General features: G+C 66.5%; 10 protein-coding genes. 4 read left to right on the top strand and 6 right to left on the bottom strand.

Annotation, left to right across the window (positions count from 1 at the left end):
* Positions 1 to 21: 21 nt before the first annotated feature.
* Together AB0N05_RS07895 and AB0N05_RS07890 are read left to right on the top strand one after the other, a co-directional pair.
* Positions 22 to 714 carry a PhzF family phenazine biosynthesis protein gene (locus AB0N05_RS07895; RefSeq protein ID WP_364688892.1) on the top strand — a complete coding sequence of 231 codons (693 nt, stop codon included), beginning with the start codon at positions 22 to 24 and terminating at the stop codon, positions 712 to 714.
* A gap of 113 nt (positions 715 to 827) precedes the next feature.
* Positions 828 to 2387: an MFS transporter gene (locus AB0N05_RS07890; RefSeq protein ID WP_364688889.1), complete on the top strand. Its 1560-nt coding sequence runs from the start codon at positions 828 to 830 to the stop codon at positions 2385 to 2387.
* A 299-nt stretch (positions 2388 to 2686) separates the two neighbouring features.
* On the opposite strand, the gene AB0N05_RS07885 is transcribed toward AB0N05_RS07890, so the two are convergent.
* Positions 2687 to 3910, bottom strand: a complete 1224-nt coding sequence (locus AB0N05_RS07885; RefSeq protein ID WP_364688886.1) for an aminotransferase class III-fold pyridoxal phosphate-dependent enzyme — start codon at positions 3908 to 3910, stop codon at positions 2687 to 2689.
* 111 nt (positions 3911 to 4021) lie between these two features.
* A complete protein-coding gene (locus tag AB0N05_RS07880; protein WP_364688883.1) occupies positions 4022 to 4669 on the bottom strand; it encodes a DUF5134 domain-containing protein in 648 nt (215 codons plus the stop codon).
* A gap of 171 nt (positions 4670 to 4840) precedes the next feature.
* Here AB0N05_RS07880 and AB0N05_RS07875 point away from each other — a divergent pair, with 171 nt between their 5' ends.
* A complete protein-coding gene (locus tag AB0N05_RS07875; RefSeq protein ID WP_364688880.1) occupies positions 4841 to 5296 on the top strand; it encodes a GNAT family N-acetyltransferase in 456 nt (151 codons plus the stop codon).
* On the opposite strand, the gene AB0N05_RS07870 is transcribed toward AB0N05_RS07875, so the two are convergent.
* Complete coding sequence (locus AB0N05_RS07870; RefSeq protein WP_364688878.1) at positions 5277 to 5954, bottom strand: Pr6Pr family membrane protein; 678 nt, start codon at positions 5952 to 5954, stop codon at positions 5277 to 5279. The genes AB0N05_RS07875 and AB0N05_RS07870 overlap by 20 nt on opposite strands.
* Before the next feature lie 137 nt (positions 5955 to 6091).
* On the opposite strand from AB0N05_RS07870, the gene hrpA reads away from it, so the two are divergent.
* Positions 6092 to 10408 carry an ATP-dependent RNA helicase HrpA gene (gene hrpA / locus AB0N05_RS07865; protein ID WP_364688875.1) on the top strand — a complete coding sequence of 1439 codons (4317 nt, stop codon included), beginning with the start codon at positions 6092 to 6094 and terminating at the stop codon, positions 10406 to 10408.
* An 83-nt stretch (positions 10409 to 10491) separates the two neighbouring features.
* Here the strand turns inward: hrpA and nrdR are convergent, their stop codons facing one another.
* The 3 genes from nrdR to AB0N05_RS07850 form a co-directional block, all read right to left on the bottom strand.
* Positions 10492 to 10968, bottom strand: coding sequence for a transcriptional regulator NrdR (gene nrdR, locus AB0N05_RS07860; RefSeq protein WP_364688872.1), 477 nt, complete (start codon positions 10966 to 10968; stop codon positions 10492 to 10494).
* A gap of 95 nt (positions 10969 to 11063) precedes the next feature.
* Positions 11064 to 12260: a hypothetical protein gene (locus tag AB0N05_RS07855; RefSeq protein ID WP_364688869.1), complete on the bottom strand. Its 1197-nt coding sequence runs from the start codon at positions 12258 to 12260 to the stop codon at positions 11064 to 11066.
* Between the two features lie 259 nt (positions 12261 to 12519).
* Positions 12520 to 12969 carry a hypothetical protein gene (locus AB0N05_RS07850; protein WP_364688866.1) on the bottom strand — a complete coding sequence of 150 codons (450 nt, stop codon included), beginning with the start codon at positions 12967 to 12969 and terminating at the stop codon, positions 12520 to 12522.
* Positions 12970 to 13152: the final 183 nt, after the last annotated feature.

Below are 13152 nucleotides of genomic sequence, written 5' to 3'. Positions count from 1 at the left end.
CCATCGGTAAGCTCGGATCCCATGGGCACACCCGAAAGCGATGGCGCACAGATCGAGGTCGTTCGCGTTTTCACCGATACGGCCGGGCGATACGGCAATCCACTCGGCATCGCACGCGCCGAGGACGTCACCGACGTCGACCATCAGGCGCTGGCCGCCAAGCTCGGCTACAGCGAGACCGTCGTGGTCGACGCGCCCGCCGAGCATCGCACCAAGATGCGGATCTACACCCCCTCCGTGGAGCTGCCGTTCGCGGGCCACCCCACCGTCGGCGCGGCCTGGTGGCTGATGATGCAGGGCCACCCGGTCACCGTCCTCGATGTCCCCGCGGGCCCGGTCGACGTATCCCGCACCGACGGCGTCACCTGGGTCCGCGCCCGCTCGGAATGGACCCCCAAGTTCACCTTCCACGAATTCGCCGACATCGAGGAGATCACCACCCTCGACCCCGCCGACTTCCCCGAGGGCGCGCACTACGTCTGGGGCTGGATCGACGAAACCCGCAGCACCGTCCGCACCCGAATGTTCGCCCCCGCCATGGGAATAGCCGAAGACGAGGCCACCGGCGCCGCCGCCATAGCCCTCACCGCCCGCCTACGCCGCAGCCTCTACATCACCCAGGGCGAGGGTTCCCAACTCTTCACAGAATGGGACTCCGACGGCTGGGTCCGCCTCGGCGGCCGCGTAGTAGCAGACCATCCGGTCGTGATCTGACCCCTCTGGGCTGCGGAAATTCGGTTGCCGATTCTGTCGGTGGCCGATGAGATTGTGGATGCCGTGCCGTCTTGTCCGGCAGTTCCGTCATTCCGATCGAAAGGAAATTCACCGTGGCCGCCACCACCGGACCATTGCCCGCGGGCGTACTCGCCGAGGGCCGGGCCGGGCGGCGGGAGTGGATCGGGCTGAGCGTGCTGACACTGGCCTGCCTGGTGTACGCGATGGATCTGACGGTGCTGCATCTGGCGGTGCCGCAGATCAGCGAGCAGTTGCATCCGACCGGTTCGCAGCTGCTGTGGATCATCGATATCTACGGGTTCATGGTGACCGGGCTGCTGATCACCATGGGCACGCTGGGTGATCGGATCGGGCGGCGGCGTCTGCTGCTGGTGGGGGCCGCCGCATTCGGGGCGGTGTCGGTGATTGCGGCCTTCTCGCCGACCACCGAGACGCTGATTCTGTGCCGGGCGTTGCTGGGCATTGCCGGGGCGACCATCGCGCCCTCCACACTTTCCTTGATCTTCAATATGTTTCGGGACGCGCGTCAGCGGTCCATCGCCGTCGGCACCTGGGTGACCGCGTTCTCCGCCGGTGGTGTCGCCGGGCCGCTGCTGGGCGGGGTGCTGCTGGAGCATTTCTGGTGGGGATCGGTGTTCCTGCTGGCGGTGCCGGTCATGGTGTTGCTGCTGATTCTCGGGCCTCGGGTGCTGCCGGAATTCCGGGTGGCCAACCCCGGGCGGCTGGATCTGCCCAGTGCGGGACTGAGCATGGTCACCATGATCGCGGTGGTGTTCGCCATGAAGAAGATCGCACAGGACGGGTTCGGGACCGTGCCCCTCGCGGCGCTGGCGCTGGGGCTGCTGGCCGGTGCGGCGTTCGTGCGGCGTCAGCTGACCCGGCCGGATCCCATGCTGGATTTGCGGCTGTTCGGGTTGAGCACATTCCGGACCGCGTTGAGCGTCAATATGATCGGGATCTTCGTGGCGTTCGGGTACTTCCTGTTCGTGGCGCAGTATTTCCAGCTGGTGCTTGGGATGACACCCATGCAGGCCGGATTGGCGATGGCCCCGTCGAGCGTGGGATTCATCATCGGTTCGCAGGCGGCTCCACGGATTGTGCGGGTGGTGCGCCCGGCGTATCTGGTCGGAGCCGGGATGGCCATTGCCGCCGTGGGATTGGGCATTCTCACACAGGTCGCGGTGGGCGGTGATCCGCTGGTTGCGGTGGGTGCGTCGCTGCTGGTTTCACTGGGGCTGGCACCGGTGTTCGGGATCACGACCGAGCTCATAGTCGGCTCGGCACCGCCGGAACAGGCCGGAGCCGCTTCGGGTTTGTCCGAGACCGGCGCGGAACTCGGTGGTGCGCTAGGCATTTCGATCCTGGGCAGCATCAGTATCGCGATCTACCGGAGCGATCTAGCGGATTCGCTACCCCATGGGTTCCCCGGTGCGGAGACCGCTCGGGACACTCTGGGCGGCGCCGTCGAGGTGGCGGCCACGCTGCCCGAGCAGCTCGGGTCGGCCGTATTGACCGCCGCGCGAGAAGCTTTCGTGCACGGCGTCCACATCACCGCGGCCATCGCGGCGGTCGCCGCCGCCGCGCTCTCGGTGCTGACCATTGTGAAGCTGCGGCATCTGCCCGCCGGAGAGCTCTCCGGGCACGGCGAGTAGGTCCGGTCGCGGACAGCACGAGCAGGTCCGGTCGCGGACAGCACGAGCAGGTCCCGTCACGGACAGCACGAGCAGGTCCCGTCACGGACAGCACGAGCAGGTCCCGTCACGGACAGCACGAGTAGATCCCGTCACGGACAGCACGAGTAGATCCCGTCACGGACAGCACGAGTAGATCCCGTCACGGACAGCACGAGTAGATCCGGTCGCTGTCGCGGTCAGCATGAGTAGGTCCGGTCGCGGACAGCAATCGGGCCGCGGATCGATTGATCCGCGGCCCGATGTGCTTCAGCTGTAGATCAGCCCAGCGCCTTGGCGAAGCGCGCCGCCATCTCGGCGACCTGTCCCTCGGTGATCACGAAGGTCGGGGAGATCTGGAGTGCGCCCGCACCGGCGGCGCGGGTCGAGACGCCGTGGGCGCGCAGGGTTTTCACCATGCCGACCGCCTCGGCCGGATCGGCCAGCTGGACGGCCGCGACCGCGCCGAGGCCGCTGCGCACCTCGGACACGCGGGCGTGATCCGCGAGCGGGGCGAAGTGCTCGTGCAGCAGCGACTCGAGGTTCTTGCTGGCGTCGAGCAGGTTCTCGCGCTCGATGATGTCGAGGTTGGCCATGGCCGCGGCGGCCGCACCGGCGTGACCGCCGTAGGTGTAGCCGTGCCGCCACCAGACGCCGCCCGCGAAGAAGGGCTCGGCAATGTGCGGGGCGATGAAGACCGCACCCATGGGCACATAGCCGGAGGTCAGACCCTTGGCGGTGGTCATGATGTCGGGCTGGAGGTCGAATCGCGAAGAGGCGAACCAGGATCCGCCGATGCGGCCGAAGCCGGTGACGACCTCGTCGGCGACGAACAGGATGTCATTGTCGCGGCAGATCTTGCGCACCTCGGTGAGGTAGCCCTCCGGCGGCAGGTACACGCCGCCCGCGCCGATGATCGGTTCGGCGAAGAACGCGGCGATCCGGTCCGCGCCGACCTCCTCGATCAGGGCGGTCAGCGACTTTGCCTGATCCCATTCGATGGTGCGGACGTCGGGCATGAACTCGCCGTAGCCCTCGCGGTTCGGGGCGAGGCCCGAGAGCGCCGTGCCCGCGACGTGCATACCGTGGTAGGCCTTCTGACGGCCGACGACAATGGTCTTGTCCGGGCGGCCCATCTCATGCCAGTAGCGACGCGCCAGCTTGGCGGCGGTGTCGATACCGTCGGAGCCGCCGGAGGTGAAGAAGATCTTGCTGCCGGGCACCGGCGCGATCGCGGACAGCCGCTCAGCCAGATCCCGCAGCACCGGCGAGGCCAGATCGCCGAAGTTCGAGTAGTGCGCGACATCGGTCAGCTGCGCGGCGACCGCATCGGCGATCTCGCGGCGGCCGTGACCGACATTGGTGAACCACAGCCCGGCGGTCGCATCCAGATACTGATTGCCGCCGTCATCCCAGATATAGGCGCCTTCACCGCGCGCCACCACGAATGCTCCATCGCGCTCCACCGCACCCATATCGGCGAAGCCATGCCACAGCGAACCCATCCAGCACCTCCATCACACCGATACCGGCCCCGCCCACCCGGACAAAGCCGAAAAACCTCCCCACTATCACACCATCATGGTATTGAGCAGTGCGAACGGCCCCCGGGCTGCTCACCCGGCCGCGGCCGCAACCAGCATGAACGCGGTCCCCAGATCCATCACCAAATGCGGCACCACCGCGATCGAACCCACTCCGACGGGATGCGGGAACACATGCCGCAAGGCACGCCGAGCGCCTGGAACCGCCATCACGACGGCATCGACCACGAACAGACCCGCCAGTACGAGCATGGGCCACACCGCCGGGCCTGCGTGTTCCGAAACTCCGCCCGCACTCATACTTCCGTGCGCCATCGGCCCGGTCATCGAATGCCCACTCATCGCATACACCATGGCCAGCGCCGCCACCACGTGATACCCGAAGGCCATCACGCTCTCCCCCGGCATCAGCGCGCCGACCACGCGGCCGCGAGATCCACTGCGCCACTCCAGAACCCGGGCCAGCAGAAGTCCGGCATACACCACACTCATCGCGGTCAGCACCCCGCTCACCGCGCGCGGATCGGCCGCCGCCGGAAACACCAGCATGGCCAGCATCACCAGGCACATCATCAAATGCGCCGCATCCGATTCCTGATCCACACACCGAAACCACTTGCCCCCCGCCGCCAATCGCCCCACCACGATCCCCCCCGCGATGAGAAACGCGGCCACAGCCCCCCACCGCAGCGCCCCATACTCCTGCACGAATTCCGCCACACCCCACCACCTATCAGCGGCAACCGGGACCTCCCCTCCATGCTCGCACTCCCCACAAGATCAAGGAGCGCTCATGGCGTGGATCCGTCCGATTTCCCACCACCACAGCTCCCTCACCCGAGGGACCACTACCCGGGTTCCCTCAACCACGTGACTTTGTAGGTTTGGCGGATGCGCATTGTTGTTGACGATTTGAGTGGGACTGCGGTGATTGGGCTGTTGGAGGCTCATCTGGCCGAGATGGTAGAGAACTCGCCCGAGGAGAGTGTGCATGCGCTCGACCTGGAGGGATTGCGGAAGCCCGAGGTCACCTTCTGGTCGGTGTGGGAGGGGGATGAGCTGGCGGGGTGCGGGGCGTTGAAGGAGCTCGATCCGACCCATGGGGAGATCAAGTCCATGCGGACCGTCGCCGCGATGCAGGGGCGAGGAGTTGCTGCGCTGCTGGTGGGGCGCATTATCGAGCAGGCTCGGGAGCGCGGGTATGAGCGGCTCAGCCTCGAAACCGGTGCGACCGATTTCTTCGCGCCCGCCGTCCGGCTCTATGCGCGCAATGGATTCACCCGGTGCAGGCCCTTCGCCGATTACATCGAGGATCCGTACAGCATCTTCATGACTCGCGAGCTCTGACCTCGGCTAGCTTGCGGGCGAAGGCTTTTTGACTTCGGCCGAGCAGCCTGGGCACCAGCCCGGTCGCCGCGGCCACGACCACCGCCAGCGCCGCGAAAACCACGGCCATCACGGCCAATCCGAGGAAGAGCTTGGGATAGCCGCCCTGATGGTGTGGATCCATGAACGGGTAGGGATACCAGTGCGCATGCGGCCCGCGCAGCAAGGTGTACACGCCGTAGGCGAGCGGGTACAGCAACCAGCCGCCGATCAGCCGTGCGGTGAGTGTCAGCCCCGATCCGACCAGCAACCAGTCGGCGACCATCACGATGGGGATCAGTCGGTGGTGCACCACATTGATCCACTTGTCGGTGAGCATCACGTCGATATTCGACAGCAACACCGCGTAGATGATGCCGGTGATCAACAGATAGAGCGTGGCCGCGCCGCGCACCACCTGCCAGCGCCGGTCGACCGGATCGCGCAGGCCACCTACCAGCAGCACGACCATGCCGACAATATTGGATTGGATGGTGAAGTAGCTCAGGTAATTCGTCAGCGAGAAGCTCGAGACGCCGATATTGCGCACCGGGATCCAGACCAATGCGACAACGGACAGCACCGCGAACGCGATCCGCAGTCCCCTGATCCACCACGGTGTGCCCGCTCCCGCATCCATGGCCCGATGGTCGCACGCCGAACGGCGGAAACGCGGACGATACGCCGATACAGCACACATCCGGCAACCCGTTTCGGGCGTTCCGGACGACCGCGCCGAACGCCCGGTGCAATGACTTCGCTAGGCTTGACGGTGCAATGACCAGGACCGCCGCCACCTTTCGCGAGCTCCGCACCCGCCTGGCCGACCTCTCGATCCGCGACGAACACCGGTTGCGTCGGCGGCTCGACAAGGCCCGCGGCGGAGACCTCACCGACCTCGAAGCCGAGATCGACGCCGCCGCACGGCGGGTAGACAATCGTCGCGCCGCCATACCCACCATTCGGTATCCGGAGCAGCTACCGGTCTCCGCGCGCCGTGATGACATCGCCGAGGCCATCGCCGCCAATCAGGTCGTGATCGTGGCCGGTGAGACCGGCTCCGGCAAGACCACCCAGCTACCCAAGATCTGTCTCGAGCTGGGGCGCGGGATTCGCGGCACCATCGGCCACACCCAGCCGCGGCGATTGGCCGCCCGCACGGTGGCCGAGCGGATCGCCGAGGAACTCGGGACCGAACTCGGCGATGTGGTCGGCTATACGGTCCGGTTCACCGATCAGGCGTCGGATCGCACGCTGGTCAAGCTCATGACCGACGGCATTCTGCTCGCCGAGATCCAGCGCGATCGGCTCTTGCGGCGCTACGACACGATCATTATCGACGAGGCGCATGAGCGCAGCCTCAATATCGATTTCCTCATGGGGTATCTCAAGCAGCTGCTGCCAAAGCGGCCGGACCTCAAGCTCATCATTACCTCCGCGACCATTGATCCGGAGTTGTTCGCTCGGCACTTCTGTGATGAGAAGGGCGCGCCCGCACCGATTGTGGAGGTGTCGGGGCGGTCGTATCCGGTGGAGTTGCGGTATCGGCCGCTGTCCCTGGAGATTCCGCTCACGTCGGATGATGCCGATGACGAGGACACTCAGATCGTCGATCGGGATCCCACCGATGCCATCGGTGACGCGGTGCGCGAACTGCAGTCCGAGGGTGACGGGGACATTCTGGTGTTCTTGTCCGGTGAGCGCGAGATCCGCGATACCGCAGACGCATTGCGTGATCTGAAGCTGCCTCGCACCGAGATTCTGCCGCTGTATGCGCGGCTGTCGGTGGCCGAGCAGCACAAGGTGTTCTCCCCGCACACCGGTCGCCGCGTGGTGCTTGCCACCAATGTGGCCGAGACCTCGCTGACCGTTCCCGGTATTCGCTATGTGATCGACCCCGGCACGGCTCGCATCTCGCGCTACTCCATGCGCACCAAGGTGCAGCGACTGCCGATCGAACCGATCTCGCAGGCGTCGGCGCGACAGCGGTCCGGCCGCTGTGGTCGTGTCGCGGACGGTATCGCCATCCGCTTGTACTCCGAGGACGATTTCGAATCACGGCCGCAGTTCACCGAACCGGAGATCCTGCGCACCAATCTGGCCGCCGTCATCCTGCAGATGACCGCGCTCGGCCTCGGCGATATCGAGAGCTTCCCGTTCGTGGAGGCCCCCGATAATCGCGCCATCCGCGACGGCATCGCCCTGCTGGAAGAGCTCGGCGCACTGGCCCGCCGCACCGAGGATGCCGACGCCATCCCCGACGCCGGTCTGGTTCTCACCCCCATCGGCCGCGAAATGGCCCAGCTGCCGGTCGATCCGCGCATGGCCCGCATGCTCGTCGAGGCCAACCGCACCGGCTGCCTCCCCGAAGTCCTGATCATCGTCGCCGCCCTCTCCATCCAGGACGTCCGCGAGCGCCCGGTCGAATTCCAGCAGGCCGCCGACACCAAACACGCCCGCTTCACCGTCGAAGGCTCCGACTTCCTGGCCTTCCTCCGCCTCTGGGACTACCTCGGCGACCAGCGAAAGTCGCTGTCCTCGAACCAGTTCCGGCGTATGTGTCGAGACGAATTCCTCCACTACCTCCGCATCCGCGAATGGCAGGACCTGCACGGCCAACTCCGCACCATCACCCGAGGCCTCGGCTGGACCACCGACGGCGACCAGCCCGACCGCCGCTCACGCCGCGAAACCGCCGAAGACACACGCGAATCCGGCGCGACCCAAAGCATCGGCGACGCGCTGGCATCGGGCGGCGCACAATCCGAGCGCGGTGGGCGAAATCGCCGCCAACGCTCCGGCCGAAATGACGATCACGCCGCGCGCGCGACTCACGGCGATGCCGCCCACCGCACACGAGACTCCGACGACTCCGGAAGTGGTGGTGGCGAGCGGAATCGGCGCGGACAGAGCTCCGGGCGCGCTGAGAGCTCCGCACGCACGGGCTCGGCGCGAGCGGCTGGCGATACCGACCAGCCGGCGCTGCTTGCGGCCAAGTTGGCGGCGGCGGATGAGGCGTTGCCTTGGGATGTGATGTCTATTCATCAGGCGTTGCTGGCGGGGATGTTGTCGCATATTGGTGTGCGGGAGGCGGAGTCTCGGGAGTTCTTGGGGGCTCGCAATGCCAAGTTCATGATTTTCCCGGGGTCTTCGCTGGCCAAGAAGCCGCCGCGGTGGGTTATGGCCGCCGAACTGGTTGAGACTTCGCGGCTTTGGGGTCGGATGGCTGCTCGGGTGGAGCCTGAGTGGGCTGAGAAGCTGGCCGGGGATTTGGTCAAGCGGACTTATTCGGAGCCGCATTGGTCTTCCAAGCGGGGGGCGGCGCTCGCTTATGAGCGGGTCACGCTGTATGGGATTCCGCTGGTTACGCAGCGGCGGGTGGACTTCGGGCGGATCGATCCGGAGTTGTCGCGCGAGTTGTTCTTGCGGCATGCGCTGGTGCAGGGGGAATGGCAGACTCGGCACGAGTTCTTTGCCCGCAATCGTGAGTTGCTGGAGGACGTCGCCGATCTCGAGCATCGGGCTCGGCGGCGCGACATTCTGGTTGACGATGAGGTGCTGTTCGAGTTCTACGATCAGCGGATACCGGCGGATGTGGTGTCGGTGCGGCACTTCGATTCCTGGTGGCGCAAGGCGCAGCGGCAGGATCCGAATCTGCTGGACTTCACGGCCTCCACCATCGTGAACGAGGATGCGGCACTGCTGGATCCGACCGCGTACCCGGATAGTTGGCGGCAAGGGGAGTTGACGTTCCCGCTGACCTATCAGTTCGAGCCGGGCAATGCCGATGACGGTGTCACCGTGCATATTCCGGTGGCGCAGCTGGCGCATGTGCGGGCGGTCGGGTTCGACTGGCTGGTGCCCGGTATGCGCGAGGAGCTGGCGACCGCGCTGATCAAGACGCTGCCCAAGCAGTTGCGGCGCATGGTCGTGCCCGCACCCGATTTCGCGAGTGCCGCACTCGCGCAGCTCACTCCGCGCGCCGAACCGCTGCGCACCGGGCTGGCGCGGGAGTTGTCGCGACTGGGTTCGGTGACCATCAATGCCGCCGATCTGGATCCGGCGGCGCTACCCGATCACCTGCGCATGACCTTCGCGGCGACGGACGGCTCCGGCACGCTCATCGATCGCGACAAGAGCCTGGCGAGCCTGAAAACCCGCCTGTCCGCACAGGTTTCGAAGTCGGTCGCGCGGGCGACCGCCGCCGCCGAACGCGCACCCGCCGCGGTATGGACCTCGGAATCGCTGGGCACTCTCGAACCGACCGTGAAGCGACAGGTCGGCGGCCAGACCATTACCGGCTATCCGGCCTTGGTCCCCGAGGCCGAGGGCGTCGCGGTGCGCGTGCTGAGTTCACCCGGCGAGCAGGCCGCGGCCATGCGCTCCGGCACCCGCACTCTGCTGTTGAACACGCTCCCCACCTCCGCGCGCGCCGTCACCGCGGGCCTGCCGCCCCCGGATCGGCTTGCCCTGAGCCAGAATCCGTACGGTTCCCTGGACGGCCTGCTCGACGACTGCCGCGCGTGCGCCGCCGACGAACTCATTGCCGCGTCCGGCGGACCGGTCCGCAGCCCCGACCAATTCAAGACCCTGGTCGACAAGGTGCGCCCGCAGTTCTCCGAAACCGTCTCCCGCATAGTGCGATTGGTGGTTCCGGTGCTGGCCGAGGCGCACCGGGTCCGCGCCGCCCTCGCCGACACCCGCGATCGCGAGGCCGCCGAGGACGTCACCCACCAGCTCGACGAACTCGTCTTCCGCGGCTTCGTCTCCGAATGGGGCAGCGCCCGCCTGCGCGAACTCCCGCGCTATCTCGAAGGCGCTCGCCTGCGCCTGGAAGCCTTGCCCGCCTCCGCCAATCGCGACCACCAGGGCATGGTCGAACTCGACCGAGTCCACCTCGCCTACGACAAACTCCTCGCCGCCCTCCCCGAGGGCCGCAAACACGGCCGCGAGATCACCGAAATCTGGTGGATGATCGAGGAATTCCGCGTAAGCCTCTTCGCCCAGCAACTCGGCACCCCCTACCCGGTGTCGGTCAAGCGCATCGAAAAGGCCATAGACACAGCCCGAAAGCCCCCACAACCCAAGCGCTGACCCACCGGCCGAAGGACCGCACCCCCGCCCGATGAGCCCGAGCGGAGGTGCGGTGCAACGGCACCGGCCGGGAGTAGGCGCGCTTACTCGGCGGCGGTGCCTACGGTGTGTTCGTCGCGGTGTTTGCGTAGTTCGGCGATTTCGCGTTCGAAATCCTCGGCGGAGCTGAAGGATCGGTAGACCGAGGCGAAGCGGAGGTAGGCGACCTCGTCCAGGTCGCGGAGGGGGCCGAGGATGGCAAGGCCTACTTCGTGGCTGGGGACCTCGGGGGAACCCTTGGCGCGCACGGCATCTTCGACCTGCTGGGCTAGGAGGTTGAGGGCGTCGGAGTCGACCTCGCGGCCCTGGCAGGCGCGGGAGACGCCGCGAATGACCTTTTCGCGGCTGAACGGCTCGGTCACGCCACTGCGTTTGACGACCGACAGAATGGCGGTTTCGACCGTGGTGAATCGTCGCCCACACTCGGGACAGGCACGCCGCCTTCTGATGGCGGTGCCTTCCTCGGCTTCACGTGAGTCGACCACTCGCGAATCGGGGTGGCGACAATACGGGCAATGCATCCGGAATCCTTCGTCGATGCCTGGGCTCCACAGCAACCTCGAGGATACCCGGGTGGACGATGTCGGCGGCGTCCGCCCGGGTCGCGGGCCCGGAATCAGGCGGTCAACTGCCATTCGGCGGTGAGATCGGCGAGCAGATCCGGCAGTCGCGCCAATAGCCGGCCGTGCGACAGCTTGTCCGAGAATGGTTCGGCCAGAACAGGTCTCGCGACGGCCGGATTCGCCGACATGGCCAGGTAACTGGGCAGCAAATCACCGGTGATGTAGGTCCACCGGGTATCCCGATCCGCCCAGTTGAAGTTCGGGAGTGGCGTACGCAATGACATGGTGCCCGCGGTAATGGTGGTGGGCGCGAACACGCCCGGCGCCCGCACGCCCGGTACGGCGGCCTTGCCCGCGACCGTGCTGACGTAGGTCATCACACGTCCCATCACGCCACGACCCTGCGAGGTGACATCCCACTGGTCGGCGATGATCTGGTTCTGCTCCCGATCGGTCATGCGCACGGCGGCATCGGCCAGGCCCTCGGACGTGCCACCGGCGATCTCCCGCCAGGCGATGACGGCGTTCTCGTCGAGCACCCCGGCCCGATACATCTCCTCGACCCCGGCCAGCCCGTCGGCGGCGTACGCCTCGTGCATCGGCACCTGATCGATGAAGATGTGCTTCTGCATCACCAGCAGCCGGGACTGATACCAGGCCAGGTCCTCGGCGGTGAGCCGCTCACCCTCCGTACCCAGCAGCCGGATATCGGTGGGCAGCAGGTTCAGCAGTTCGGCCGGGGTGGTGCGGAGCAGGTCGGCCACCGCGCTCCCCAGTTGATGGATGCCCGGCACGGAGATGAGGGACGCGACATCGCCCATATCGAAGAAGCCCGACGCGAACGAGCCACCCGCCAGCCCGGCCAGACCCACCCAGTAGTAGTCCGGATGCGCATTATTGAGCCGGAAGTAGTTCACGTACACCTGGGTGAAGGTGCGGCTGTTGGCGGCCACACCACGACCGGGATCCCACGCCGTCAGATCGATATCGGCATTGCGGGTGGAGACCGTCAGCCAGTACTGGTGCAGCAGCGTGGCATACCGCTGCGGCGCCACGCCCGCGGCGCGAGCCTGATCGAGCGCCGTCCTCAGTTCCGCCGGATCCAGCGGAAGCGCGGGATTCAGGCCGCCGCCACCGGAACCGTCGCCATTGACCGACGGCAGATCCAGGTAAGCGGCATAAGCGGATTCGGCGTGTGCGGCCGGTGCCGACACCAGCCCGAACATCAGGCAGATGAGGAGTCCGGCCATGCGGACCGATCCCTGCGATCGAAATGGTCTGCGAGCGCGCCCTGTGCCGCTGCTGCCGTGCGCCATTGCGCTCCCTCTTGCGATGCGCGCCGGTCCGGTACGGCCCGGCGCGTCTGTTGCCTCTGTCACATCACGGGCACGGTAGCAACACGTTTCAGTTTTCAATCTGCATTTTCGGCCAGGTCGATGGCCGTGGATCCCTATTCGAATACCGGGCTACGCCCGGGCAAACGTCGTGGCCAATGAGCCCGCGGCCCGACTAGCGGACCGGCGCGGGCACCATCTCGACCACGGGCACGGTCTCGGAACCGAATTCGCCGGAACGCAACTGGGCGAGCCCGATGAGCCCGGCCACCGCCAGCGCACTCACCAGAGCGCTGATCGCCAGCGCCGCGAAACCGACCTGGGCGCGCTGCACCCGGGTGAGCGGATGCGCGCCGCGCGCGACACGTCCGGTGGCGGGCCGGGGGACGATATGCCCCTCGCGCAGTTGGGCGCGATCCCGGACGACGGGCCGCACCCGCGCCCGGCAAGGACGGCGATCGGCGGCGAGCCGCCACGACACGCCGGAGCCGTGAGTAGAAGGAATACGCGCGGACAACTCGCTCATCCGCAGCTCCCAAGGGATGCTGTCGAAGCCGAGATCGCTTCCGGCGGCGCTTGATTCGCGACGGTTGATGGCGTCGATTCCGCTGACCACAGTGCGCATCGAACAAACCTCCATGCTGGGCAGATGTGTTGACTCTGGACGATTGACTCGCTCATGTGTTCGAAGAACTGATGTTCGAATTTCTACCACGCCGGACCGACAATGTCAGCTATCCACGCGACATGCGTCGAACAGATGTTTGATCACCGGCCGTGTGCGGTCTACAGTCGAGTCACTGGTTCC

The organism is Nocardia sp. NPDC051030, assembly GCF_040683015.1.
Taxonomy (GTDB): domain Bacteria; phylum Actinomycetota; class Actinomycetes; order Mycobacteriales; family Mycobacteriaceae; genus Nocardia.
Note: the sequence above shows the minus strand (reverse complement) of the source record. Positions and strands in the feature narration are given on the sequence as shown.

Excerpts from the sequence above, each read along its gene's own strand:
- nrdR (WP_364688872.1), bottom strand. The coding sequence starts at position 10,968 with ATGCATTGCCCGTATTGTCGCCACCCCGATTCGCGAGTGGTCGACTCA.
- AB0N05_RS07850 (WP_364688866.1), bottom strand. The coding sequence starts at position 12,969 with ATGCGCACTGTGGTCAGCGGAATCGACGCCATCAACCGTCGCGAATCA.
- AB0N05_RS07885 (WP_364688886.1), bottom strand. The coding sequence starts at position 3,910 with ATGGGTTCGCTGTGGCATGGCTTCGCCGATATGGGTGCGGTGGAGCGC.
- hrpA (WP_364688875.1), top strand. The coding sequence starts at position 6,092 with ATGACCAGGACCGCCGCCACCTTTCGCGAGCTCCGCACCCGCCTGGCC.
- AB0N05_RS07875 (WP_364688880.1), top strand. The coding sequence starts at position 4,841 with ATGCGCATTGTTGTTGACGATTTGAGTGGGACTGCGGTGATTGGGCTG.
- AB0N05_RS07855 (WP_364688869.1), bottom strand. The coding sequence starts at position 12,260 with ATGGCCGGACTCCTCATCTGCCTGATGTTCGGGCTGGTGTCGGCACCG.
- AB0N05_RS07870 (WP_364688878.1), bottom strand. The coding sequence starts at position 5,954 with ATGGATGCGGGAGCGGGCACACCGTGGTGGATCAGGGGACTGCGGATC.
- AB0N05_RS07895 (WP_364688892.1), top strand. The coding sequence starts at position 22 with ATGGGCACACCCGAAAGCGATGGCGCACAGATCGAGGTCGTTCGCGTT.